This window comes from Halorubrum sp. SS7 (genome assembly GCF_005435055.1).
Lineage (GTDB): Archaea > Halobacteriota > Halobacteria > Halobacteriales > Haloferacaceae > Halorubrum > Halorubrum salinarum.
This window is the reverse complement of sequence record NZ_SGXV01000002.1, coordinates 21,243-43,664: the sequence shown is the minus strand read 5'-3', so window position 1 is coordinate 43,664 and position 22,422 is coordinate 21,243. Positions and strand designations below refer to the sequence as shown.

The 22,422-nt window shown below is 71.5% G+C and carries 26 protein-coding genes; 12 read left to right on the top strand and 14 right to left on the bottom strand.

Features of this window, described 5'->3' with window-relative positions:
* Positions 1–31: 31 nt before the first annotated feature.
* From EXE44_RS02625 to EXE44_RS02615, 3 genes are all read left to right on the top strand, one after another.
* Positions 32–820 (top strand): winged helix-turn-helix domain-containing protein, encoded by a 789-nt coding sequence (locus EXE44_RS02625; RefSeq protein WP_137715846.1) that lies wholly within the window; start codon positions 32–34, stop codon positions 818–820.
* A gap of 82 nt (positions 821–902) precedes the next feature.
* Entirely contained in the window at positions 903–1,247 is a 345-nt protein-coding gene (locus tag EXE44_RS02620; RefSeq protein WP_121562574.1) for a DUF5802 family protein, read from the top strand.
* A gap of 415 nt (positions 1,248–1,662) precedes the next feature.
* Entirely contained in the window at positions 1,663–2,571 is a 909-nt protein-coding gene (locus tag EXE44_RS02615) for a Vms1/Ankzf1 family peptidyl-tRNA hydrolase (RefSeq protein ID WP_137715845.1), read from the top strand.
* A 29-nt stretch (positions 2,572–2,600) separates the two neighbouring features.
* Here EXE44_RS02615 and EXE44_RS02610 read toward each other — a convergent pair whose 3' ends face one another.
* The 5 genes from EXE44_RS02610 to EXE44_RS02590 all read right to left on the bottom strand — a co-directional run bounded on the left by EXE44_RS02610 (position 2,601) and on the right by EXE44_RS02590 (position 4,614).
* Positions 2,601–2,993: a rhodanese-like domain-containing protein gene (locus tag EXE44_RS02610; RefSeq protein ID WP_137715844.1), complete on the bottom strand. Its 393-nt coding sequence runs from the start codon at positions 2,991–2,993 to the stop codon at positions 2,601–2,603.
* Positions 2,993–3,319 carry a cupin domain-containing protein gene (locus tag EXE44_RS02605; protein ID WP_137715843.1) on the bottom strand — a complete coding sequence of 109 codons (327 nt, stop codon included), beginning with the start codon at positions 3,317–3,319 and terminating at the stop codon, positions 2,993–2,995. The genes EXE44_RS02610 and EXE44_RS02605 overlap by 1 nt, the downstream gene beginning before the upstream one ends.
* A 47-nt stretch (positions 3,320–3,366) precedes the next feature.
* Positions 3,367–3,900 carry a cob(I)yrinic acid a,c-diamide adenosyltransferase gene (locus tag EXE44_RS02600; protein WP_137715842.1) on the bottom strand — a complete coding sequence of 178 codons (534 nt, stop codon included), beginning with the start codon at positions 3,898–3,900 and terminating at the stop codon, positions 3,367–3,369.
* Positions 3,897–4,136 carry a glutaredoxin gene (locus tag EXE44_RS02595; RefSeq protein ID WP_121562579.1) on the bottom strand — a complete coding sequence of 80 codons (240 nt, stop codon included), beginning with the start codon at positions 4,134–4,136 and terminating at the stop codon, positions 3,897–3,899. The genes EXE44_RS02600 and EXE44_RS02595 overlap by 4 nt, the downstream gene beginning before the upstream one ends.
* Before the next feature lie 79 nt (positions 4,137–4,215).
* Positions 4,216–4,614: a thioesterase family protein gene (locus tag EXE44_RS02590; protein ID WP_137715841.1), complete on the bottom strand. Its 399-nt coding sequence runs from the start codon at positions 4,612–4,614 to the stop codon at positions 4,216–4,218.
* Between the two features lie 112 nt (positions 4,615–4,726).
* Between EXE44_RS02590 and EXE44_RS02585 the strand changes: the two genes are divergently transcribed.
* On the top strand, positions 4,727–5,206 hold the full coding sequence (locus EXE44_RS02585; RefSeq protein WP_053771048.1) for an Lrp/AsnC family transcriptional regulator: 480 nt from the start codon (positions 4,727–4,729) through the stop codon (positions 5,204–5,206).
* A gap of 9 nt (positions 5,207–5,215) precedes the next feature.
* Here EXE44_RS02585 and EXE44_RS02580 read toward each other — a convergent pair whose 3' ends face one another.
* Positions 5,216–6,232, bottom strand: coding sequence for an amidohydrolase family protein (locus tag EXE44_RS02580; protein ID WP_137715840.1), 1,017 nt, complete (start codon positions 6,230–6,232; stop codon positions 5,216–5,218).
* Between the two features lie 264 nt (positions 6,233–6,496).
* Between EXE44_RS02580 and EXE44_RS02575 the strand changes: the two genes are divergently transcribed.
* The 3 genes from EXE44_RS02575 (at position 6,497) to EXE44_RS02565 (ending at position 11,956) form a co-directional block, all read left to right on the top strand.
* Positions 6,497–7,984 carry a proton-conducting transporter membrane subunit gene (locus EXE44_RS02575; protein ID WP_137715839.1) on the top strand — a complete coding sequence of 496 codons (1,488 nt, stop codon included), beginning with the start codon at positions 6,497–6,499 and terminating at the stop codon, positions 7,982–7,984.
* Positions 7,974–10,439 (top strand): DUF2309 domain-containing protein, encoded by a 2,466-nt coding sequence (locus EXE44_RS02570; RefSeq protein ID WP_137715838.1) that lies wholly within the window; start codon positions 7,974–7,976, stop codon positions 10,437–10,439. Before EXE44_RS02575 ends, EXE44_RS02570 begins: the two co-directional genes overlap by 11 nt.
* Before the next feature lie 110 nt (positions 10,440–10,549).
* A complete protein-coding gene (locus EXE44_RS02565) occupies positions 10,550–11,956 on the top strand; it encodes an ATP-binding protein (RefSeq protein WP_137715837.1) in 1,407 nt (468 codons plus the stop codon).
* Positions 11,957–12,025: 69 nt separating this feature from the next.
* On the opposite strand, the gene EXE44_RS02560 is transcribed toward EXE44_RS02565, so the two are convergent.
* Together EXE44_RS02560 and phoU are read right to left on the bottom strand one after the other, a co-directional pair.
* On the bottom strand, positions 12,026–12,370 hold the full coding sequence (locus tag EXE44_RS02560; RefSeq protein WP_137715836.1) for a hypothetical protein: 345 nt from the start codon (positions 12,368–12,370) through the stop codon (positions 12,026–12,028).
* 155 nt (positions 12,371–12,525) lie between these two features.
* Positions 12,526–13,200 (bottom strand): phosphate signaling complex protein PhoU, encoded by a 675-nt coding sequence (phoU, locus tag EXE44_RS02555; protein WP_137715835.1) that lies wholly within the window; start codon positions 13,198–13,200, stop codon positions 12,526–12,528.
* A gap of 143 nt (positions 13,201–13,343) precedes the next feature.
* On the opposite strand from phoU, the gene EXE44_RS02550 reads away from it, so the two are divergent.
* The 4 genes from EXE44_RS02550 (at position 13,344) to EXE44_RS02540 (ending at position 17,369) form a co-directional block, all read left to right on the top strand.
* Positions 13,344–15,002, top strand: a complete 1,659-nt coding sequence (locus tag EXE44_RS02550) for an ABC transporter substrate-binding protein (RefSeq protein ID WP_137715834.1) — start codon at positions 13,344–13,346, stop codon at positions 15,000–15,002.
* A gap of 70 nt (positions 15,003–15,072) precedes the next feature.
* On the top strand, positions 15,073–15,207 hold the full coding sequence (locus EXE44_RS21885) for a hypothetical protein (RefSeq protein ID WP_268898302.1): 135 nt from the start codon (positions 15,073–15,075) through the stop codon (positions 15,205–15,207).
* A gap of 86 nt (positions 15,208–15,293) precedes the next feature.
* The gene (locus EXE44_RS02545; RefSeq protein WP_137715833.1) at positions 15,294–16,037 is read left to right on the top strand and encodes a carbonic anhydrase; all 744 of its coding nucleotides are present in this window, start codon (positions 15,294–15,296) and stop codon (positions 16,035–16,037) included.
* A gap of 87 nt (positions 16,038–16,124) precedes the next feature.
* On the top strand, positions 16,125–17,369 hold the full coding sequence (locus tag EXE44_RS02540; RefSeq protein ID WP_137715832.1) for a PQQ-binding-like beta-propeller repeat protein: 1,245 nt from the start codon (positions 16,125–16,127) through the stop codon (positions 17,367–17,369).
* 161 nt (positions 17,370–17,530) lie between these two features.
* Here EXE44_RS02540 and ndk read toward each other — a convergent pair whose 3' ends face one another.
* From ndk to rpl7ae, 4 genes are read right to left on the bottom strand one after another with little or no spacing between them, the layout of a single operon-like run.
* Positions 17,531–18,010: a nucleoside-diphosphate kinase gene (gene ndk / locus EXE44_RS02535; protein ID WP_121562590.1), complete on the bottom strand. Its 480-nt coding sequence runs from the start codon at positions 18,008–18,010 to the stop codon at positions 17,531–17,533.
* A complete protein-coding gene (locus EXE44_RS02530; protein ID WP_004595320.1) occupies positions 18,007–18,201 on the bottom strand; it encodes a 50S ribosomal protein L24e in 195 nt (64 codons plus the stop codon). Before EXE44_RS02530 ends, ndk begins: the two co-directional genes overlap by 4 nt.
* Positions 18,202–18,204: 3 nt before the next feature.
* On the bottom strand, positions 18,205–18,429 hold the full coding sequence (locus tag EXE44_RS02525; protein ID WP_004595321.1) for a 30S ribosomal protein S28e: 225 nt from the start codon (positions 18,427–18,429) through the stop codon (positions 18,205–18,207).
* 6 nt (positions 18,430–18,435) lie between these two features.
* Positions 18,436–18,798 carry a 50S ribosomal protein L7Ae gene (rpl7ae, locus tag EXE44_RS02520; RefSeq protein ID WP_004595322.1) on the bottom strand — a complete coding sequence of 121 codons (363 nt, stop codon included), beginning with the start codon at positions 18,796–18,798 and terminating at the stop codon, positions 18,436–18,438.
* A 278-nt stretch (positions 18,799–19,076) separates the two neighbouring features.
* On the opposite strand from rpl7ae, the gene EXE44_RS02515 reads away from it, so the two are divergent.
* Positions 19,077–20,504: a bifunctional UDP-sugar hydrolase/5'-nucleotidase gene (locus EXE44_RS02515; protein ID WP_137715831.1), complete on the top strand. Its 1,428-nt coding sequence runs from the start codon at positions 19,077–19,079 to the stop codon at positions 20,502–20,504.
* Between the two features lie 10 nt (positions 20,505–20,514).
* Here the strand turns inward: EXE44_RS02515 and EXE44_RS02510 are convergent, their stop codons facing one another.
* Together EXE44_RS02510 and EXE44_RS02505 are read right to left on the bottom strand one after the other, a co-directional pair.
* Positions 20,515–21,408, bottom strand: a complete 894-nt coding sequence (locus EXE44_RS02510) for a bifunctional methylenetetrahydrofolate dehydrogenase/methenyltetrahydrofolate cyclohydrolase (protein WP_137715830.1) — start codon at positions 21,406–21,408, stop codon at positions 20,515–20,517.
* Between the two features lie 93 nt (positions 21,409–21,501).
* Positions 21,502–22,278: an aldo/keto reductase gene (locus EXE44_RS02505; protein WP_137715829.1), complete on the bottom strand. Its 777-nt coding sequence runs from the start codon at positions 22,276–22,278 to the stop codon at positions 21,502–21,504.
* Positions 22,279–22,422 lie beyond the last annotated feature (144 nt).

Sequence of the window (22,422 nt, the reverse complement as noted above, 5' to 3'; positions counted from 1 at the left end):
GTATTACTGAAGGCTGGCCGACAGTTCACTCGTGCTCGACCTCGCCTTCAGTCGTCGGCAGTACCTCGTCCGCCTCGCAGACGGTCCCGCGCGGATCCGGGACCTCGTCGACGAGTTCGAGCACTCCAGGTCGACGGTTAACCGCGCGGTCCGGGCCCTCGAAGCGGACCGGCTCGTCGAGCGCGGCGCGGACGGCTACGAGGCGACGTACGCCGGCCGGATCCTCTTGGACACCGTCGACGAGGCGGTCTCGGTCGCGGAGGCGGTCGAGACGGCGAACGGCGTCCTCAACGAGCTCCCGTCGTCGCCGCGGAACCACCGGTTCTTCGCGGACGCCGAGGTGGTGACGATAGCCGAGACGCCGCCGGCGACGGTGTTGTCCCGGCTTCAGCGCGTCGCCGAAGCCGCCGACCGGCTCCGGGGCGCGTCGATCGCCGCCAACGACGAGCGGTTCGTTTCGACGCTGTACCGCCGCACCGTCGTCGAGGAGTCGCTGGAGCTGTCGTACGTCCTGACGGAGTCGGTCGCGGACTACCTGGCCGCGGAGAGCCCGGAGCGGGCGCGCTCCATCGTCGAGGCCGAGGTGGAGGTGAGCGTCGTCACCGACCTCCCGTTCGCGTGGTACCTGAGCACCGTCGACGGCCGGACGACGGCGTACCTCGCGATCCACGGCGACAAGGGCAAGTTCCTGGGGTACGCCGCGAACGACGACTCGGACGCCGTGGCGTGGCTCGCCGACCTGTTCGAGTCCCACCGCGAGCGCGGCACGCCGCTGGCGGCGTACTACCGGTCGAACGGCGGCGACGCGCTCGCTCCGTAGCGGGCGCCCCGCCCGAATCTCAGCGCGCGCGAGCCGCGGGAAACGCTTATATGTGGTCATGGCAGAGAGTACCACGCATAGAATGTTCGAGCGATTCTCGAGCGGCTACTACCTGGGGGAACTGTACGTGGAACCCCACGGCGGCGAGCGCGCCGTCATCCAGCGGGCGGACCACGAGCACGTCAACGAGCAGCTGTACGCGGACGGCGAGGGGGTCGAGCGACTCGACGCCCCGCTCGTCATGAAAGTCGACGGGGGCCACATCCCGGTCGCCGGCGACGACGACGTACCGAGCGGGACGCTCGCGATTCCGCGGGAGCTCGCCGATGAGACGCTCCCGGACCGTCGGAACGTGCTGTTGGCGGACGCGGACCGCGCCGAGAAGCTCCTACGCTGGGAGGGGTGGGAGCCGTTCGTGAACGCGTAGGACTACGTGATTGACCCCGTTTTCGCTGATTTCGTCCCCGTGACCGGCTATTTATAAATAGCTGCTGACGGGTCGACGGCGAACACCGCCAAAGCCCCAGCCGGGAGGCGGGCGCACGCTCGTTGCGCGCCTCGGTCGCTCGCTCCGCTCGCTCCCTGCGGTGCTTACATCGCCTGCGCCCGCCTCCCGGCTGCCCCTTTGAGTCCCGCCCCGCGCCGCAACCGTGCCTCACACCTCCCCAGCCTCGTCGCTGGCGGCGCCAGCCGCCAGCGACTCCCTCGCGCGTGCTCCTCGCGGCCGCCTGCGGCGGCCACTCGGAGGCACGCGCCACCGCACGGTACTCGTTTATAAGTGAGTTCGACCTCGTCGTCGTCGCAGACGCACCTTTTAGGTCGCAGGGGGTCGCGGGTTCGGTATGATCGACAGGCTGCTCGGGCGCGCCGAGCTGAAGGAGCGCATCGAGGAGTTAGAGGAGGAGAAGCGCCACCTCGAACGGCGCGCGGAGGCCGAAGAGGAGCGGCGGTCCGACGCCGTCGCCGACCGCCAGCGCGCCGAGGAGCGCGTCAACGAGCTCGAACACCGGATCGAGTCGCTAGAGGAGCGGCTGGAGCGCGCGGAGGGGACCGAGGCGTCCGTCGAGTTCCGGCGCGTGAGCGACCTGCGCGGCCCGAAGCTGACCGACGCGCTCGACCGCTTCCGCGCCGTCGAGAGCGACGACCCCGAGGGGCTGTTGACCGCGTTCGTCCCCGACGCCGACTCCGTCCCGGCGACCGTCGCGGACTGGTTCGGCGAGCGCGCGGCGCTCGTCCGGCGCGCGGCTCCGGCCGTGGTCCTCGCCGACGACACCGGCGCGGTGAGCGTCGCGCTGACCCCGCCGATAGCGCCCGACCCGTTCGACCGGTGGAGCGACCGCTTCCGGCTCGACGAGTCGTGGTTCCGCCCGACAGGCCGGTTCGCGTTCGCGCTGGTCCGCTCGGACACCTTCGCCGTCGGCACCTACGAGGGCGCCGAGCGGGTCGCCTTCGAGGGGTTCACCAGCGACGTGAAGGAGGCCCACTCGAAGGGGGGATTCTCGCAGGGGCGCTTCGAGCGCCGCCGCGAGGGTCAGATCGACGACCACCTCGACCGGGCGGCCGAGGCGCTCTCCGAGGTCGCCGACGCGGACGACCTCGACCGCGTGATCGCCGTCGGCGAGCGCAGCGTCCTCGGGCGGGTGCGCGACCGCGCCGACGTCACCGACGTCTCCGACGCCACCGGGAAGCCGGAGGCGGCGCTCGACGACGCGTTCCGCGACTTCTGGCGGGTTCGCGTTCGCGCGATCTGAAGTCCGATCCCCGGAGCGGCCGGCCCGCGTCAGAAGGGCGACTCGGGGCCTTCGTCGGCGCCCTCGTCCCCGTCGGGCGTCGGCGACTCGGTCAGGTCGCCGACCGCTTCCTGCCACCCCTCGATGCCGCCGCGGAGGCTCTCGACGCGCGCGTCCTGCGTGCCCTCGTAGCTGCCGATGAGCTGGGCCGCCTGCTGGCTGGCGACGCCGTGGGGACAGACGGTGACGATCCGGTCCGCGCCCTCCAGCTCCGCGATCCGGCTCGTCAGCTCCGGGAAGGGGATGCACTCGCTGTCGGGGAGGTGGCCGCGGTCGAACGCTCGCTGATCGCGGATGTCGACGATACGCAGCGACTCGTCGGGGGAGCCGTCGCGCTCGTCCAGCAGCGCCGACAGCTCCTCGGGATCGATTTCGCCGTCCATCAGGGGAGGGGTGCGATGCTGGCCGTGAGCACGGCCCGATCGTCGGTGTCGTTGCGGGCGCCGTGGACCGCGCCGCGCTCGTTCGGCACCACCGCGGGCGCCGCGAGCGCCGCCTCCTCGCCGTCGCGGACCACGGTCGGCTCACCCTCAAGCACGTGGAACACGTTCGTGGCGTCGGCGTGTTCGTGCGGGTCGACCGCCGCGTCGGGGCCGAGGACGAACGCCTTCACGAGCACGTCGTCGCTCACCAGTAGCTCCGCCGTCTCGACCTCGCCGGGGCCCGGGTCGAGCCCGTCGACCGCCGCCGCGTAGCTGTCGAGCGTCATACCTCCACCTCGCGGGGAACGGGGAAAAATCGCGCGCTCGGGGCGACTCAGTACGTGGGCGACTCCTCGGGCTCGCCGTCGCGCGCGTTGACGACCCGACCGAGGGTGAAGAGGAGGTCGGAGAGCCGGTTGAGGTAGGTGACGACGGCCTCGTTTATCGGCTCCGAGCGCGCGAGGTCGACGACGCGCCGCTCCGCGCGCCGCACCACGGCGCGCGCGTGGTGGAGTGCCGCGCCGGCCTCGCCGCCGCCGGGCAGGATGAACGACTGGAGCGGCTCCAGCTCCTCGTCGAACGCGTCGATGCGGTCCTCCAGCTCCGCGGCGTGGTCGTCGTCGACCTGCGGGTCGTCCGGGTCGGGGTCGGGGTTCGCGAGGTCCGCCTGGACGATGTGGAGGTGGTTCTGGACCGTCTCCAGGAGGTCGTCGACGTCGTCGTGGCCCGTCGGACGGACCGTGCCGAGGAGGGCGTTCGCCTCGTCGACGGAGCCGTACGCCTCGATGCGGTGGCTCGACTTCGACACCCGGCTCATGTCCCGGAGGTCGGTCTCGCCCTCGTCGCCCCGGCCGGTGTAGATGCTCATGCGAGAGTCCTCTCGACGTACTCGACGATGTTCGCGCTCTCGGCCATCGTCACGCCGCGCTCCTCGTCGACGAGGACCGGGACGCCGCGCTGGCCGCTCACGCGCTTGACCTCGTTCCGCCGCGAGTGGAGCGCCTCCACCCACTCCGTCTCGTAGTCGACGCCCGCCTCGTCCAAGGCGTCGGCCGCCTTCTCGCACCAGGGACACCCGTCGAGGGCGTACAGTCGAACGCTCATACCGATCGATCCGTCCGCGGCGTCAAGAAGGTGTGCGTCCGGAGCGGATCGGCCGGCGGGACCCGGTCCCCCGAGCCCCTCAGAGGTCGTGGTACGACTCCATCTTGGTCCGGTGTTCCTCGGGGATCGGCGCCGGCTCTCCGGTCTCCGGGTCCAACGCGACGACCGTCGCCTCGGCCTCCGCGGCGACCGCGTCGCCGACGCGGATCTCGTGGGCCATCGTCGCGCTCGACCGCCCCAGGTCGGCCAGTTCGACGGTGACGGTCACGTTTTCGTCCGGTAACTCGATCGGGCGACGGAAGTCGATCGACAGCGACGCCAGCACGTTCGACGACTGCGAGATGTCGATGTCGAGCACGTCGCGGAAGTATCGCGTCCGAGCCTGCTCGATGTACGTCGCGTAGACAGCGTTGTTGACGTGGCCGAGCGCGTCGATGTCGCGGAACCGCACTTCGATGTCCACGGTGTAGGGCGCCATACCCGACCAACTGGCGGCGGTCGTATGTAGGCGTCGGGATCGAGGCGACGACCGGCGGCGCGCCGAACCGCCCCGACAACGTATAAAAGCGGCACGCGCCTATCGGCGGGGTATGGACAACGGCGCGATCGACGACGTCGACAGGGCGATCCTCTACGCGCTCCAGGCCGACGCCCGGAACACGTCGTCCGGGGACATCGCGGAGCGGACCGGCACCTCGGATAGCACCGTCCGCAAGCGCATCCAGCGGCTCGAGTCGGAGGGCGTGATCAAGGGGTACAGCGCCAGCGTCGACTACCAGCGGTCGGGGTACCCGCTCCGGATGCTGCTCTACTGCACCGCGTCGATCCCGGAGCGGGGCGAGCTCATCCCCGACATCTTAGAGATCGACGGCGTCGTGTCGGTCCAGGAGCTCGTGACGGGCGAGCAGAACCTGCTCGTGACCGTCGTCGGCGAGTCGGACAGCGACATCACGCCCGTGGCGCAGGCGCTCCTCGACATGGGCGTCACGGTCGCCGACGAGGTGCTCGTGCGGACCCACGAGACCACCCCCTTCGGGCGGTTCGACGCGGAGCGGCACGAGGGCGACTGACCGGGGCGGTCAGCCGACGACCCGCTTCACGTCCAAGCCGGTCGCGCGCCGGACGACCGCGCTGACCGGATCGGCCGTTCCGGACATGTTGTCCGAGTCGCCGTCGAGGACGAGCAGCGCCGCCCGCCGTCCGGGCTCGACGACGCCGCAGTCGAGCCCGGCGATCTCGGCGCCGGCGGCGGTGGCCATCCGCAGCACCTCCCGGTCGGTCACGTCGAACCGCTTCGCGGCGGTCGCCATCTCGCGGAACATCGACGGCTGGTTCAGCATGACGTTGTCCGTGCCGAGCGCGACGGTCGCGTGGTCGACCAGGTCGCGCATCGGCGCCGTCCCGACGCCGAGGACCGCGTTCGCGCGCGGGCAGACCGCGATCGGAACGGACTGGTCCGCGACCCGTTCGAGGTGCTCTTCCTCGGCGTGGACCATGTGGACGAGCAGGTCCGGGTCCAGGTCGAGCGCCGGGTGGATGTCCGTCGCGTCGGGCTCGCCCGCGTGGATCGCGAAGGGGACGCCGCGCTCCTCGCAGGCGGCGCGCTCGGCGGCGAAGTCGTCGTCGTTGGCGCCGGAGGCGCCGTAACCGTCGGCCACGTCGAGCACCGCCGGGTCGCCGCTCCCGAAGATGAACGGGTCAACGCCCGTGTCTTCGGCCGCCTCGCGGAGCGCGCGCGCGCCGGGAGGACCCGACTCGCGGAAGTCCAGCGCGGAGACGGTGCCCGTCCGGCGCATGTACCGGAGGGTGCGACGCATCGCCGACACCAGTTCGTCGCGGTCGGCGGCCGCCAGCCGGCGGTGTTTCAGGCTGTCTGGCGGCGCCACGGCCTCGTCGAGCGAGAGGCCGACGGCCGCCTCCTTCGCGACGGAGTCCCCGAGGTGGGTGTGCGCGTTGACGAACGCCGGCAGCACGATGTCCGTCGACTCCGTGGCCGTCTCCTCGACCGCCGCTATCCGCCCGTCCTCGACGACGACCCGTCCCCGCACCGGCTCGAACGACTCGCCGGCGAGGACGGTCCCCGAGAGTTCTTCCATACCGCCTCTCCGAACCGGGGGACGTTATGATTTCCTGAGTGGCGACGGCGGGCGAGCGGAAGTCGAGTGGGGTCGCAGGCCGGGGTCGTCCGCTGTACGCTCGCGAGTCGGTAACCATAATGTTCTATAATGCGAGATAATCGAACGGATTGTGAATACAGACAATTTTAATAGACGGTACGTTCTCGAAGGGGAGTAGATGCGACCGAATTCGGATCCGGACGCGGTCCGGACTCCGACGGCGGTCGCGTGACGACTCGAGCGATGTCAGGACGCACCTCGAAACCGACGGTCGGAGCGCTCCGGGAGACGGCCGAACCCTCGTCACTTCCCGTCGCATTAACCCGGCTCGCGTGGACGCTGTTCGCCGCGAGCGTCGCCGTCCTCGTCGCCCGACTCCGACTCGGCGGGGTGTGGGAGATCCCCGGCGCGGTCGCCGTCGACGGGCTGACCGTCCTGATGTGGGTGGTGGTCACGTTCTTCAGCGGGATCGTCCACAGCTACTCGCGCCGCTACATGGCCGGGGACGCCCACGAGACCGACTTCTTCCTCGGCGTCTTCGGGTTCACGCTCGCCGTGATGGCGCTCGTCGCGGCCGACCACGTCGCGCTGTTCTGGACCTGCTGGCTGGCGATGGGGCTCCTGATGGCCCGGCTCGTCGGCACCGTCGACGGCTGGCCGCAGGCCCGCGCCGCCGCGGGCGTCGCCCGGCGTCACTTCCTCGCCAGCAGCGCGCTGCTCGGCGTCGCGCTGACGGCGCTGTGGCGGACGACGGGCGAGACGACGATATCCGGCGTCGCCGCGAGCGCCGACGCCCTCGGCGGGCCCGCGTGGCTCGTCGCCGGCGCCGCGCTCGTCCTCGCGGCGATGATCCAGTCGGCGCTGGTCCCGTTCCACGGCTGGCTGCTCTCCTCGATGACCGCCCCCACGCCCGCCTCGGCGCTGATGCACGCCGGATTCGTCAACGCGGGCGGGATCCTGCTGACCCGGTTCGCGCCCGTCGTGACCGTCGAGACCGGGCTCATGCTCGCCGTCGTGGTCGTCGGCGCCGCGAGCGCGCTGGCCGGGAAGCTGCTCAAGACCGTCCGGGCGGACGTGAAGGGCGAACTGGGCTGCTCGACGGTCGGGCAGATGGGCTTCATGATCGTCCAGGCCGGGCTCGGCTTCTTCGGCGCCGCCGTGACGCACCTCATCCTCCACGGCTTCTACAAGGCGTACCACTTCCTGAGCGCGGGCGACGAGGTCGAGCGCGCGGCTCCGGGGGAGGCCGACCACGACGCCGGCGGAACGGGCGTCGCCGGCGCGGTCGTCGTCCTGCTGACGGGGGTCGCGGGCGGCGCGACGTTCGCGCTCCTGACGGGGAAGGGGACGAGCGTCGACACCGGGCTGCTGCTCGCCGGGTTCGTGACGCTCACGACGCTCCACGCGGCCCGGAGCGCCGTCCGGCAGACCGCCCTCTCGACGGCGGCCCGCTACGCGGCGGTCCCGCTCGTCGCGCTCCCGGCCATCGGCGTGTACGCGCTCGCGTACCGGGCCGTCTCGGGGGTCCTCTCCGGACTCCCGCTCGTCTCCGCGCCGACCGAGCTGACCGCGCTCCACGTGGTCGTCGCCGTCGCCTTCCTCGCGGCGTACGTCGCGGTCGAGACCGGCGTCCACAAGCGGAGCGAGCGCCTCTACGTCGCGCTGCTGAACGCGGGGCAACCGGCCCCGAACACCGTCCTGACCGCCACGGAGGAGTACAATGACAACTGAGATCGGTACCGACGACGACGCTGACGACATCGAAGCGGAGATCGACGCGGCCGCGACCGCGGTGGGCTCGGTCTGGCCGGTCCACTCGTTCGTGACCGCGAACCCCCTCGCCGGCTTCGAGGACCTGCCGTTCGACGAGGCCGTGAGCCGGGCGGCCGACCTCCTCGGCGGTCGCGGCTACCCGCGCGCGGAGACGTTCCGGGCGGCCCTCGACGAGGGGCGGATCGACCCGGAGCGCCTCGACGCGGAGCTGACCGACCGGGGGTACGAGGCGGACCCCGAGGCCATGCTGGAGCGGCTGGCGGCCGCCGAGGACGCGGACGGAGCGAGCGGCGCCGGCGAGGCGGACGGCTCGGACGCGGGCGCCGACCGCGTCGACCGCGTGCTGACGAAGTGGCTCTCGGCGTTCCTCGACGAGGGGCAGGCCGAGTGGGCGATGCCGAACCGCGAGGCGGGGTTCTACGACGCGTTCCGCTCTGTGGCCCGCCACGACGACGAGATCCCCGACGACGGGCTCGTCGCCGACCTGCCGGCGTCGCCGACCGAGGCGATCGAGGCCGCGCTGGCGCCGTATCCCCGCGAGCGGTGGGCGGCCGTCTTCGAGGCGCAGTTCGCCGCGCTCCCCGGGTGGACCGGCCTGCTCAAGCGGCGCGCCGACGACGGCGGCGCGTGGCAGTCCGCGTACCCGATCACGCTGACGGGGTACCTCGCGGCGCGGCTCGCGCTGGCGGACGCCCTCGGGGTCGACCTCTCGCCGCCCGAGACCGACGGGCCGGCGGTCGAGCCGAGCGACGAGATCGCCGACGCGTTCCTGAGCGCGTGGGAGGCGACGTACCGCGACGGGCTCGTCGAGCGCGTCGCCGCCGAGAGCGAGGCCCGCGGGGAGGAGCGCGGGGCGCGCGCCGACGGCGGCGCGTCCGGTCGCCCGGACGCCCAGCTGGTCTTCTGTATCGACACGCGCTCGGAGGTGATCCGCCGGCACGTCGAGGCGACCGGCGACTACGAGACGCACGGGTACGCCGGCTTCTTCGGCGTCCCGATGGAGTACAGCGGCTACGACGCCGACGTGTCCGTCGACGCCTGTCCGCCGATCCTCGACCCGCAGCACCGCGTCGAGGAGGTCCCGACGGACGGCGACGCGCGCAGGAGCCGCGACCGCTGGGGCGGCCTCCGCGAGGCCGCCGGCGAGGTGATCGAGACGGTGCGGTCGAACCCCGCCACCGCGTTCAGCTTCGTCGAGGGCGCCGGGAGCGGGTACGGGCTCGCGCTCGCCGCGCGCACGCTCGTCCCCGGCCGGGTGCGCGACCTGCTCGGCGGCGCCGACGACGCGGTGCCGGGCGACCACGAGTTCTGCGAGCCCGGTGTTCACGGACACGACGACGCCGGCGAGGGGCTCCCGACGGGGCTGTCCCGCGACGAGCGGGTCGAGTACGCCGCGACCGCGTTCGAGCTGATGGGGTGGGAATCGTTCGGCCGCCTGGTCGTCTTCACGGGCCACGCGGCCGAGACGGCGAACAACCCCTACGACTCCAGCCTCGACTGCGGCGCCTGCGCCGGCAACCCGGGCGGCCCGAGCGCCCGGGTGCTCGCCGCGATCTGTAACGACCCCGAGGTCAGGGCCGGCCTGCGCGAGCGCGGGATCGACGTGCCCGACGACACCGTCTTCCTCGCCGCCGAACACAACACGACGACCGACGAGGTGACGCTGTACGACCGCGACGTGCCCGACTCCCACGTCGACGACCTCGAACGGCTGCGCGCGGACCTCGACGCCGCCCGCGAGCGCGCCGCCGACGAGCGCACCGGCGGGGCCGCCGAGGGGGCGGGCGTCCGCGAGACCGAGCGCCGCGCCGGCGACTGGGCCGAGACGCGCCCCGAGTGGGGGCTGGCCGGCAACGCCGGCTTCGTCGTCGGGCCCCGCGATCTGACGGACGGGCTCGACCTCGACGGGCGGGCCTTCCTCCACTCGTACGACTGGGCGACCGACGCGGACGGCGACGCGCTCGAAGCGATCCTCACCGGACCGATGGTCGTCACCCAGTGGATCAACGCGCAGTACTACTTCTCGACGGTCGACAACGCGGCGTACGGCAGCGGGTCGAAGGTGACGCACAACCCCGTCGGGAACGTCGGCGTCTACCAGGGCAACGGCGGCGACCTGATGACCGGCCTGCCCCTCCAGTCGGTCATGGCCGCCGCCGACGAGCCGTACCACCTGCCCCTCCGGCTCTCGACGGTCGTCCACGCGCCGGTCGACCGCGTCACCGAGATACTGGCCGACAACGAGTCGGTGGCCGGGCTCTTGGACAACGGCTGGCTCTCGCTGACGGTCGTCGACCCGACGCGCGACCACCGCGCCTTCCACTACGACGGCGCGCTGGAGTGGACGCCGACGCCGGAGTCGGCCGACCCCGCCCGCGAGCGGCGCGCGGCCCCCGCTGTCGCGGACGACTGAGCGCCGCCCCCGGGCGACGACCGGTCCGCCGCCCGGCGCCGGCGATCGCGCGGTATCAAAAGTGATTGTCGGGAGGTAACGCCTATGCGTCAGGCGTCGTTCTCGGCGGTATGAGGAGCGAACGGCCCGTTGACCTGCTGTACGTCAACGACGACGATCAGCTCCGGGAGCTGGTCTCGCGGCAGTTGCGGGCGGAGAGCGACCGGCTCCGGATCGAGACCGCGGACTCAGCGGCCGAGGGGGAGCGGCTGCTGGCGGAACGGGCGATCGACTGCGTGCTCTGCGACCACCACATGCCGGAGGTGACCGGCGTCGAGTTCCTGCGGTCGGTCCGCGAGGACCGGCCGGACCTCCCATTCCTGCTGTTCACGAACACCGGGACCGAGACGGTCGCGAGCGAGAGCATCGAGGCCGGCGTCACCGACTACGTGATCCAGGACGCCGTCGAGAACCAGGCGCCGCTGCTGGCGCGGAAGATCGTCACCTACGTCGAACACCGGCGGGCCCAGCGCGAGCGCGACCGGACGAACAGGCGGCTCCGCGAGATCGCCGCCGTGACGGACCAGGTGTGGTGGGTGTTCTCGCCGACGTGGGACGAGCTCCGGTTCATCAACGAGGGCCACGAGGCGATATTCGGCCAGCCGGCGGCGGAGATCCGGGACGACCCGACGACGTTCTTAGACAAGATCCACGGCGACGACGTCGCCCGCGTTCGGCAGGCGATGGAGTCGGCCTCGGCGGGGACGCCGCAGGTGGTCGAGTACCGCGTCGAGAAGTCCGACTCGGTGCGGCTCTGGGTCGAGTCGCGGTGTAAGCCGATCACCGACGAGGACGGCGCGGTCGCCTCGCTCGTCGGGCTGACGCGCGACATCACCGACCGGAAGCTGTACGACCGGGAGCTGACCGAGACTGTCGACCAGTTGGAGGAGTTCACGGCGACCGTGTCACACGACCTCCGGAACCCGCTGAACGTGGCGGCCGGGAACCTCAGCCTCGCGGCGTCGGACATCGAGGACGACCGGATCGACACGGCCATCGACGCCGTCGGCCGCATGGACACGCTCATCGACGAGCTGCTGACGTTCGCGAAGGAGGGCCGCACGCTCGGCGAGCGGCGCGACGTTCCGTTTCGGGAGATCGTCGAGAAGAGCTACGAGAACGTCCGGGCGCCGGAGAGTTCGCTGCGGGTGACCGACAGCGTCACGCTGGCGTGCGACCCCGCGCGGGTCACGCAGGCGTTCGAGAACATCATCCGGAACGCCGTCGAACACGGCGGCAGCGGGGTCACGCTCACGGCCGGCGTCCTGCCGGACGGCGGCGGCGTGTTCATCGAGGACGACGGCCCGGGGATCCCGCCCGAGGAGCGCGACCTGATCTTCGAGAAGGGGCACACGACCCGGGAGGACGGCAGCGGGTTCGGGCTGGCGATCGTCGAGCGGATCGTCGACGCGCACGGCTGGGAGGTCCGCGTCACCGAAGACCCGGGGGCCGGCGCTCGGTTCGAAATCGCGACCTGATCGGCGCGGTCCCGTGAGGAGACCGTTCGTCGGGCGGACGGTCGAGGGGAACCGGCCGCGACGCCTCGGTCAGACGCCGGGCACCCCGAACGCGCTGATCCCGAGCCCGAGGACGCCGTTCAGCACGGCGATGACGACTAGGGCGGCGGCCCACGCGACGAGTCCCATGACCGCCGCGTCCCTCCAGCCGCCGGGGTACCGCCACTTGATCACCCACACCCACGCGACCAGCGCGACGACCGGCCCGATCAGCGGGATCAGCGATCCGAGCGCCCAGGCGAGGGCGCCGAGCAGCGCCGTGACCACGGCGTGCGAGTAGTCGTCGACGCCCGCGACGATCCGACCGCTGACGTAGATGCCCAGGCCGCCGACCAGCAGCGCGACGACGAACGAGATGATTGCTCCGAGAACCATGCGTCCGACCTCGCCGCTCGGACGGATATAACAGGGGGGAAGCGTCAGGCCCGGTGACAGGTTCCGGGTCGGGTACGCGGACTGTGCCGGGTCGGTGACGGAGACTGCGACCGGACCGTCGACGCGGCGGAAAATCGGAGGAGACCGGGCGGCGGTCAGTACAGCAGCGCGTCGTCGTTCTCGATCATGTACAGCGACCGGGCCGCGATGTTGACCGCGTGGTCGCCGACGCGTTCGAGGTCGCGGATCGTGAGCAGGAGCCGCGAGACGTTCCGCATCGTCGCCTCCACGTCCTCCTCCTCGCGGAGTTCGTCGCGCTCGATGAGGTCGCGGACGACGAGGTCGCTCGCGGCCTCGCAGGCGGCGTCGAGGTCGTCGTCCGCCTCGGCGACCGCGTAACAGCGCTCGGGGTCCGACTCCGCGTAGGCGTCCATCGCCTCGTCCAGCATCGCCAGCGTGTCGTCGCCGATGCGCTGGACGTCGACGTCGGGGAACACCTCGCGGTCCGCTCGCTTCGCGTACTCCCCGAGGTTCGTCGCGAGGTCCGCGATCCGTTCGAGGTCCGTGATGATCTTGAACGAGGCGGCGATGAACCGCAGGTCGCCCGCGACCGGCTGCTGGAGCGCGATGAGGTCCGTACACTGCCCCTCCAACTCCAGGTAGAGGTCGTTGATCTCGGCGTCGCCGGTGATCACTTCTTCGCCTAACTCCTCGTCCTGCTGTTCGAGGGCGTCGAGCCCCTTGCGGAGGCGCTCGGCGACCACTTCGCTCATGTACAGCACGTCGTCGCGGAGCCCCTCTAACTTCGTCTGGTACTGTTCGCGTGGCATCGTGTTGGCGTATCCGCCACGCCGAACGCACAAAAACACGTCGGCGGCCGTCGGTTCTCGGCGACAATCTCCGGTTGTCAGGCGTACGGTCGAACGCTGCCACGGAGTCTCCTGATTTATCCCCCGGAGCGATAGGGGAGCGCATGTCAGGTGAACTCGACCCGTCGCGGCGGCGCGTCCTGCGCGGCGTCGCGACCGGGGTGACGGCGGGGGCGATCGCCGGCTGCGCCGGCCGCGGCCCCGACGCCGAGGGGAACGGAACCGCCGAGACGGACCAGAACGGAACGGACGACGGGAGCGGAGGCGGGAGCGAGCCGGTCAGCGGCGGGGAGCTGGTGTACTCCCAGCAGGTGTCGCCGATCGAGTTCGACCCGATCGTCGTCAACGACATCTACTCCCAGCAGGTGTGCTCGCAGGTGTTCGAGCCGCTGTACGCCTACGACGAGGGGACCGACCCCGTCCCGCACCTCGCCCGCGAGGAGCCGACGATCGAGCGCGACGGGACGCGGTACGTCGTGGAGCTGCGCGACGGCCCGCGCTTCCAGAACGGCGAGCCGGTCACCGCGGAGGACGTCCGGTACTCGCTGCTGGCGCCGGTCGAGGAGGAGACCGCGAACGCCCCGGACGTCGACATGATCGACGCGGTGGAGGTCGTCGACGAGCGGACCGTCCAGATCGACTTACAGTACGGGTACGGCCCGTTCTACGCGCTCGGGCTGACGCGGAACGTGGTGCCCAAATCGGTCCGAGAGGAGGACAAGGACGCGTTCAACCTCGAATCGCCGGTCGGCTCGGGGCCGTTCGAGTTCGTCGACTGGACCGAAGGCGAGTTCGTCGACCTGGTGAAGTGGGACGACTACTGGGGCGACGAGCTGCCGCACCTGGACCGGCTCCGGTTCGAGCCGGTCGCGGAGAGCACGACGCGCGTCGTCTCGCTGGAGACCGGGCAGTCGGACGTCGCGGACGGGATCACGCCGCAGACGTGGCAGACGGTTCAGAGCGCGGACAACATGTCGCTCCAGTCGGAGCCCGGCATCTCCTACTACTACCTCGCGTTCAACTGCAACGAGGGGCCGACCGCGGACCCGCAGGTCCGCGAGGCGATCGACTACGCGGTCTCGATGGACCAGGCGGTCTCCGACTTCATCGAGCCGGCCGGCGAGCGCAACTACGGACCGGTACCGCTCCCGGTCGCGGACTCGTGGGACTTCTCGGTGGACGAGTGGGCAGATATTCCTCACGACCGCGACGTCGACCGCGCCGCGGAGCTGCTTGCGGACGCCGGCGTGCCCGAGGACTACACCTTCCGGATCATCGTGCCGCCGGACGACCTCCGGGAGCAGATCGGGATCTCGGTCTCGAACGGGCTCAACGAGGCCGGCTACGAGGCGGAGGTGCGCCGCTACGACTGGGGCACCTTCCTCGATTCGTACAGCACGGGGAACGAGGACGACTACAACATGTACGCGCTGGGGTGGCTCGGCGGCCCCGACCCGGACTCGTACGTGTACAACCTGTTCTACGACGGGCAGATCGGCGCCACCAACGGCACCTACTACGAGAACGACGACCTCATGGACGAGATCGTCGAGGCGCGGCGCGCCAGCGATATCGACGAGCGCCGCGAGCGCTACGAGTCGATCATCCCGACGCTGCTCGAAGACCGGGTCCACCTCCCCAGCTACAGCCTGCGCGTCTCCATCGGCGTCCGCGACTACGTCAACGACTTCGTGGCCCACCCGCGCTCGCAGTACAACCCGCGGGTGCTGAGCGACTACAACAACGTGTGGATCGACGAGTGACCGACCGGTTCGGCGGGTAGGGCGGCGCTCGGTCGAAGCGTTCAAACCCCGCGGCGACGAGGGCCCGCACATGCAGAACCTCGAAGACGTGGTCCTCGACGAGAACGAGGAGGCCCTCGCCCCGGCGGTCGTGATCGCGACGGTCGCGCTCCTCGCGGTGTTCGTCGTCGGATTCGCGGTCTCCCTCGTCGGACTCGTCGCCTGAGGCCGGCCGCTCGGCCGGCGAACGCGGCCCACCCCGGTGAGGCCCCGCGCACGGCGTTTTTTGTTCCCGCGTGCGGTCGGGACGGTATGGACAGCCGGATACTCGCCGACCTCCTCGACCGCAACGACGACCACGTCGCTGCGCTGCCGCCCGGCTCCTTCGACCGGCACCGCGACGACCAGCGGCCGGGCGTGGTCTCCGTCTGCTGTTCCGACTCGCGCGTCTCGCAGGAGGGGATGTTCGCCGTCGACGAACCCGGGTACCTCTTCACGTCCGGCGCCATCGGCAACAGCGTCAGCGCCGTCGTCGACGGCGAGCGGGTCCTCGACGGGAGCGTGGCGTATCCGCTCGGACACACCCACACCGAGGTGCTCGTCGTGGTCGGCCACACCGGGTGCGGCGCCGTCGACGCCGCGCTCACCGCGGCCCGCACCGGCGAGTTCCCGAGCGAACCGGGCGTCCGCGCCGACGTCGAGGCGCTGCTGCCGATCGTCGAGGACGGGCTGAGCGATCCGCGGGTCGTCGGCGGGGCGGCCGACGAGACGGGCGGAGACGCGACGGGCGAGGACCGGGGCGACGGCGCCGGCCCCTCGATCCGCGACCGCCTCGTCGAGCACAACGTCCACGAGCAGGTCGCGTTCGCCCGCGGGCGCGAGGAGGCGGCGGACGCCACCGTGTACGGCTTCGTCTACGACCTCCACGGCGCGTACGGCGACCGCGACGGCGCGGTCTACCTCGTCAACGCCGACGGCGAGCGCGACCCCGCGGCGCTGCGCGACCTCGTCGGCGAGGAGCGCGCCGACCACGTGGGGACGCTGCTGGCGCGGTAGGGTCGGATCCGGGCACGGCTCCCCGCGGCGCGGGCCGGGGGGCCGCATCCGACAACCGTTTCACGGCGACGCCCGAAGGGGGTTCAAATGGACCGACGCGTCCTGTTCGCGACGCTGATCCTGCTGGCCGGCGGGGCGACCGGCGTCGGGGTGGCGCTGTTCGCGTTCGTCGGCGTCGACGACGCCACCACGGGGACCACGGTCGTGTGGGAGTCGGAGCCGGCGGCCGGCGACGACGGCAGCGGCGCCGTGGTCGCGACCGTCGACGGCGACCCGCTCCTCCTCCGGCCCGCGGTCGAGAACGGGTCGCGGGTCGTCCGCGCGACGGTCGTCGGGACCGGTGAGACCCCGTGGACGGTGCCGGTCGCCGGCCCGGACGCGGAGCGCGGCGGCGGCGACGACGGGGACGGCTCCGTCGACGGTCCCGTCGGCGTCAGCGGACTCGCGACGGGCACCCTCGGCGGCGACCCGGTCGTCGCGCTCACGACCGCGTCCGGCAAGCTACTCGTCGTCGACGCGGCCGACGGCGCGGAGCGGTTCGCGGTCGACCTCGGCGGCCCCTCGGGGATCCGCCCCGCCGTCGGCGACCTCACCGGCGACGGAAGCGCGGAGGTGGCCGCGGTCACGGCCGACGGGAGCGTTCTCGTCGTCGACGGCGAGGGCGACGCGGTCGCGGAGGCCTCGCTGCCGGGCGAGGTGGCCCGGCGACCGCTCGTCGTCGAGCCCGACGCCGAGGCCGGCAAGCGGGGCGGGCTGGCGGTGCTGACGACCGCCGGCGACCCCGCGACGGTCCACATGCTCGACGCGAGCGGCGGGACGCGCTGGACGACGGAGCCGAGCGTGAACCCGCTGAGCTGGAACGCGGCCGACAGCCGCGACGGACCGGTGCTGGCGCTCGGCGGCGCGAACGGGAACATCGAGACCGTCGAGACGAGCGACGGGTCCGACCGGTACGAGGTGAAGCTCCAGGACCGCCCGATCGCCGTCGGGGACGCCGACCCCGGTCGGGTGTACGTCGGCGGCTCCGGGAGCGTCTGGGCCGTCGACCTCCTCGACGGCGAGGTGGTCTGGAAACAGCAGTACGGCGCCTCGACTCGGATCAACGAGCCGCGGATGGGCGACGTCGACGGGAACGGCGAGCGCGCGCCGGTCGTGGTCAACCGCGCCGGCGAGGTGCTCGCGATGACCCAGCAGGGCGAGGTGCTCGCCCGGGGCGGCCCCGCCGAGGTCGTCGTCTACGGCGGCCCCCTGTTCGCCGACGTGACGGGCGACGGCGGCGACGAGGTGATCGTGGTCGCGGACGACGGGACCGCCGTCGCGGTCGACACCTGAGCCGGCGGGGACCGTCGCGGCCGTTTATATACGGTCCGTTGGGGGAAACCGGACGACTGAGCGGAGCTTCTCGGAGAAATTCACCGGAAACGCGGTGTGTCGAGCGAGCGATGACTCTGGGGAGGCGGGGCGGCGGCGAAAAGCGAAATCCGCGAGCGGCGTCAGTGGTCTTCTTCCTCGTACACCCACGCCGAGGTGTCGAGGTCGTAGTCGACGAGTTCGTCGTCGTCGAAGAACAGGTCGATCTCGCGCTCGTTGGCGCCCTCGTCCTCGTGGTCCGACGCGTGGATCACGTTGTGGCCGAGGTCTAAGCCGAAGTCGCCGCGGATCGTGCCCGGGGCGGACTCGGTCGGGTCGGTCTCGCCGACCATCGCACGGACCTGTCGGGTCGCGTCCGCGCCCTCCCACACCATCGCGAAGACGGGGCCGGAGGTGATGAACTCGACGAGGCCGTCGAAGAACGGCTTGTCGGCGTGCTCGCCGTAGTGCTCCTTCGCGAGCTCCTCGTCGAGCTGGACGAACTTGCCGCCGACGAGCTTGAGCCCGCGCTCCTCGAAGCGAGAGACGATCTCGCCGATGAGGCCGCGCTGGACGCCGTCGGGCTTCACCATCACGAAGGTGCGCTCGTCGTGGTGGCTCACTGCTCGTCGCCTCCGGCTCGGTGGCCCTCCTCGGTCCACTCGACGTCGCGCGCCTCGCGGCCGAGGAAGTAGTTCTTCTCCGCCTTCGAGTCGACGAAGTGGAGGACGGTGCCGTCCTTCTTGACGAACATCGTGCCCGTGCCGGGCTCGATCTCCTCACCGCTGTAATCGCACGTGCGTGTCTCGACCATTGGTTATCGGCCTCCGATGGAGTCGGCGTCGCGCTGGGTCTCCCGAAGCTGGAGCACGTCGCCCAGACGGACGGGACCCAGGACGTTCCGGGTGATGATCCGGCCCTGGTTCGATCCCTCCTGGATGCGGCACTTGACCTGCATGGCCTCGCCGTGCATCCCGGTCTTGCCGACGACCTCGATGACCTCCGCGGTCGTCGAGTCGCCGGTGCCCTCTTCTGCGCTCATGGGAGGTTATCGGAGCTCCGCGACCTTCTCGCCGATGTCCTCGACGTCGTCGGCGGCGTCGCCGGCGTCGACGACGGCGGCGGCGGCCGAGCCGACCTCGAGGCCGGCGGCCTGCCCGACCTCGTCCTGGGTGTCGACGAAGGCGACGGGGATCCCCTTCTCCTCGGCGAGCTCGGGGAGGTGCATCACGATCTCCTCGGGGGAGACGTCCTCCGCGACAATGACCAGGTCGGCGTTGCCGCGCTCGACGGCCTTGGTGGTCTCGTTGGTTCCTTTCTTCACGGTGCCGGTGTCTCGGGCGACCTCGAGCGCTTCGAGGGATCGCTCCGCGAGGTCCGCCGGGGTGTCGTAGTCTACGTAAACGGGCATATGTTGTTCACCTATCCTCCGTGTAGGCTCGCGTGTCCGTCCCGTGGTCGGTCCCTAACGGAACGGCACATCATCGACCCCACAGAGGCTGTGCCCCGTCGTAGTCCGGACATCCATAAAAGCGCTTTCAATGTCCTGCGCGTGTGCGAGCGGGGATCACGGGGCGAAACCGCGGGCGGGGGAACGGACGGCGCGCGATCCGGCCGCGCCCCGGCCGCGCGGGCGCCGATCGACTCCGCGATTTTTAAACCCCGCTCGCCCCTCTCGTTTCACATCGAATGGTCCGCCTCGTTCACTACTCCGACATCGAGAACGTCTTCGACGCCCCGGAGCGGGCGGCCCGCCTCGCCGGCCGGATCCGCGCGCTCTCGGGCCCCGACGCCGCGGTCGTCGGGACGGGCGACACGACCGCGCCGGGCGTCCTCTCGCTGGTCGCGACCGGCAGGCAGGTCCTCGACTTCTACGAGGCGACCGACACCGCCTTCGACACGTTCGGCAACCACGAGTTCGACTACGGCCCCGACGCGCTCCGCGGGCTCGTCGCCGACTCGCCGGCGACGTTCGTCTCCGCCAACGTCCGCGACGAGGAGGGCGAGCCGTTCGGCCGCGCCGAGGGCGTCGTCCCGTGGGCGACGAGCGAGGTCGACGGCGAGACGGTCGGGTTCGTCGGCGTCACCGACCCCGCGACGGACTCGCTGAACCCGATGGCCGCGGACCTCTCCTTCGACGACCCCGTCGACGCGGCGCGCGACGCGCTCGCGGAGATGCGGACCGCGGTCGCCGAGCGCGGGGAGGAGGGGGCCGGCGGCGACGCGGGCCCGCTCGATCACGTCGTCGTCCTGTCGCACCTCGGCGCCGGCGACGACGACCTCGCCCGCGAACTCGACGTCGACGCGGTGCTCGGCGGCCACGTCCACAGCCGCCGGAACGAGGTCGTCGCGGACACCCTGCTCGTCCGCCCCGGCGTCAACGGCGAGGCGGTCGCGGAGATCGACCTCGACGCAGAGCCCCCGACCGCGACGCTCCACGAGCCGGACGGGGCCGAGCCCGCGCCCGGCCTCGAGGCCGCGCTCGCGGAGCGGATGGCCGCGGCCGACCTCGACGAGGTCGTCGACACGGTCGCGGAGCCGATAGCGCGGACCGGCGACGTGGTCCACGGCGGGGAGTGCCGCGTCGGCAACTTCGTCGCGGACGCGTTCCGCTGGGTCCACGACGCCGACGTGGGGCTGTCGAACGCCGGCGGCCTCCGGCAGGGCGACCCGTTCGCCGGCGACGTGACGAAGGCGGACCTGATCAGTCTGATCCCGTTCGAGGAGCCGGTCGCGCTCGCGTCGGTCACGGGCGCCGAGCTCCACGACGTGTTCCGCGAGATGGCCGCGCCCGACGTGGACTTCGGCGAGGAGGACTGGTGGCACGGCCACGTCTCGAACGCCCGGGTCGTCTGGGACGACGACGCCGAGCTAATCCTGGAGGCCACCGTCGGCGGTGAGCCGATCGACCCCGACGCCCGCTACACGGTCGCCGTCTCCGAGTACCTGCTCCACTCGGAACACGAGTACCCGACGCTCGCCCAGCGTCACCGGATCGACGAGGCGGACATCCAGTACGAGGTGCTGGCCGACTACGCCCGCGAGCAAGGGATAGACCCCGAGATCGAGGGCCGGATCGAGATCCGAAACCGCGCCGCCGCGGCCGACGACGACTGAGCGGCGAGCGCTACGGTAAGCTCACGTCAACGCCGCGCTGGAGGCCGGCCGCCTTCACCGTGTTGTAGAGGAGCATCGCGCGCGTCATCGGCCCCACGCCGCCGGGGACCGGGGTGATCGCCCCCGCCACCTCGCTGGCCGACTCGTAGTCAACGTCGCCGACGAGTTCGTACCCCTTCTCCGTGTCCGCGTCGACCCGGTTGATTCCCACGTCGATTACGGTCGCGCCCTCTTTCAGCATCGAGCCGTCCACGAACTCCGGGAGGCCGGCGGCCGCGACGACGAGGTCCGCGCCCGCCAGCTTCGCCTCCAGGTCCTCGGTGCGGGAGTGGCAGACCGTCGTCGTCGCGTTGCCGGTCGGCGACTTCTGGATCAGGAGGTTCGCCATCGGCTTGCCGACGATGTCGGAGCGCCCGACGACGACGGCGTCGGCGCCCTCCGTCTCCACGTCGTAGGCGTCGAGCAGCTTCTGGACGCCGTGGGGGGTACACGGCTTGAACCGGGCGTCGCCCGCGACGAGGCGGCCGACGTTCTCCGGGTGGAAGCCGTCCACGTCCTTCTCCGGGTCGATCCGCCGGAGGACCGTCCGCTTGTCGACGTGGTCCGGCAGCGGGAGTTGGACCAGAATTCCGTGGACGTCGCCGCGGTCGTTGAGGTCGTCGATCGTCTCGTACAGCTCGCTCGCGGGGGCGTCGGCGTCGATCTCGACGTGGAAGCTCTCGATGCCGACCTCCTCGCAGTCGCGCTGTTTCATCGAGACGTACGTCTCGCTGGCCGGGTCGTCGCTCATCAGCACCGTGGCGAGCCCCGGCTCGACGCCGGCGTCGGAGAGCCGCGTCACCTCGTCGGCGACCGCGCCGCGCACGTCGGCCGCGACCGCCTCCCCGTCGATGATCTCTGTCACGGGAGGATGTCGACGGCGGCGGGATAAAAATCATACGGGATCGTGGTTATCAGCCTCCCAATTTCGAATATTGTATACAAGAATGAGGATCGATTACTCGGGGAACAGCTCTTCCTCGCGCTCGACGGCGTCGATCGCCGCGACCTCCGCGTCGGTGGGGTCGAGGTCGGCCGCGGCGAGGTTCGCCCGGAGGTGCGCCTCGCTCGACGCCTTCGGGATCGTCACCACCGGCTCCTTGGCGGCGGCCCACGCGATCGCGACCGCCTCGGGCGTCGTCCCGTGCGCCGCCGCGGCTTCGGCGACCGCGTCGACCTCTCGCACCCGCCCGCCGGCGAGCGGCGAGTAGGCGACGACGGGATAGCCGTGCTCGCGGGCGTGATCGAGCAGTTCCGGGCGGTGGAACAGCGGGTGGAGCTCGGTCTGGTGGGCGGCGGGCGGGCGACCGAGGACCTCAACCGCGCGGTCGAGGTCCGCGACCTCGAAGTTCGAGACGCCGACGTTCCGCACGAGGCCCTCCTCGACCAGTCGGTCGAGCGCCGGCAGCGTCGCCTCGGGGTCGTAGTCGCCGCGCGGCCGGTGGACGTACAGCAGGTCGATCGCGTCGACCCCCAGCCGCTCCGCGCTCTCGCGGGCCGCGGGCGCGACGGCCTCGCTCCCGAGGTCGTCGATCCACAGCTTCGTCGCGACGGTCACGTCGTCGCGGCCGAGGTCGGCGGCGGTCAGTCCCGCGGCGAGCCCGTCGCCGACGACCGCCTCGTTGTCGTAGATCCGGGCGGTGTCGAGGTGACGGTACCCGACCGAGAGCGCGGTTGCGACCGCGTCCGGGTCGTCGATCCCCATCGTTCCGAGCCCGACCGGCGGGAGGTCCATGCGCCGCGGTCCGGGCGACGCGGACAAAAGCCTCCCGTCACGTCGCCGGCGGCGGCCGACGCGACGCCCGGAGGCCACGGATCACTTAGGTGAGCGGCGTTCGTAACCCCGCCCGTCGATGTCAGTCCGCCCTCCGCGTAGTCC

Coding starts and splice junctions, on each gene's coding strand:
- EXE44_RS02585 (WP_053771048.1), top strand. CDS start 4,727: ATGGACAACGGCGCGATCGACGACGTCGACAGGGCGATCCTCTACGCG.
- phoU (WP_137715835.1), bottom strand. CDS start 13,200: ATGCCACGCGAACAGTACCAGACGAAGTTAGAGGGGCTCCGCGACGAC.
- EXE44_RS02515 (WP_137715831.1), top strand. CDS start 19,077: ATGGTCCGCCTCGTTCACTACTCCGACATCGAGAACGTCTTCGACGCC.
- EXE44_RS02605 (WP_137715843.1), bottom strand. CDS start 3,319: ATGACGCTCGACAGCTACGCGGCGGCGGTCGACGGGCTCGACCCGGGC.
- EXE44_RS02570 (WP_137715838.1), top strand. CDS start 7,974: ATGACAACTGAGATCGGTACCGACGACGACGCTGACGACATCGAAGCG.
- EXE44_RS02620 (WP_121562574.1), top strand. CDS start 903: ATGTTCGAGCGATTCTCGAGCGGCTACTACCTGGGGGAACTGTACGTG.
- EXE44_RS02580 (WP_137715840.1), bottom strand. CDS start 6,232: ATGGAAGAACTCTCGGGGACCGTCCTCGCCGGCGAGTCGTTCGAGCCG.
- EXE44_RS02610 (WP_137715844.1), bottom strand. CDS start 2,993: ATGGACGGCGAAATCGATCCCGAGGAGCTGTCGGCGCTGCTGGACGAG.
- EXE44_RS02530 (WP_004595320.1), bottom strand. CDS start 18,201: ATGGTCGAGACACGCACGTGCGATTACAGCGGTGAGGAGATCGAGCCC.
- EXE44_RS02550 (WP_137715834.1), top strand. CDS start 13,344: ATGTCAGGTGAACTCGACCCGTCGCGGCGGCGCGTCCTGCGCGGCGTC.
- EXE44_RS02545 (WP_137715833.1), top strand. CDS start 15,294: ATGGACAGCCGGATACTCGCCGACCTCCTCGACCGCAACGACGACCAC.
- EXE44_RS02505 (WP_137715829.1), bottom strand. CDS start 22,278: ATGGACCTCCCGCCGGTCGGGCTCGGAACGATGGGGATCGACGACCCG.
- rpl7ae (WP_004595322.1), bottom strand. CDS start 18,798: ATGCCCGTTTACGTAGACTACGACACCCCGGCGGACCTCGCGGAGCGA.
- EXE44_RS02525 (WP_004595321.1), bottom strand. CDS start 18,429: ATGAGCGCAGAAGAGGGCACCGGCGACTCGACGACCGCGGAGGTCATC.
- EXE44_RS02595 (WP_121562579.1), bottom strand. CDS start 4,136: ATGAGCGTTCGACTGTACGCCCTCGACGGGTGTCCCTGGTGCGAGAAG.
- EXE44_RS02615 (WP_137715845.1), top strand. CDS start 1,663: ATGATCGACAGGCTGCTCGGGCGCGCCGAGCTGAAGGAGCGCATCGAG.
- EXE44_RS21885 (WP_268898302.1), top strand. CDS start 15,073: ATGCAGAACCTCGAAGACGTGGTCCTCGACGAGAACGAGGAGGCCCTC.
- EXE44_RS02540 (WP_137715832.1), top strand. CDS start 16,125: ATGGACCGACGCGTCCTGTTCGCGACGCTGATCCTGCTGGCCGGCGGG.
- EXE44_RS02575 (WP_137715839.1), top strand. CDS start 6,497: ATGTCAGGACGCACCTCGAAACCGACGGTCGGAGCGCTCCGGGAGACG.
- EXE44_RS02560 (WP_137715836.1), bottom strand. CDS start 12,370: ATGGTTCTCGGAGCAATCATCTCGTTCGTCGTCGCGCTGCTGGTCGGC.
- EXE44_RS02600 (WP_137715842.1), bottom strand. CDS start 3,900: ATGAGCATCTACACCGGCCGGGGCGACGAGGGCGAGACCGACCTCCGG.
- EXE44_RS02590 (WP_137715841.1), bottom strand. CDS start 4,614: ATGGCGCCCTACACCGTGGACATCGAAGTGCGGTTCCGCGACATCGAC.
- EXE44_RS02565 (WP_137715837.1), top strand. CDS start 10,550: ATGAGGAGCGAACGGCCCGTTGACCTGCTGTACGTCAACGACGACGAT.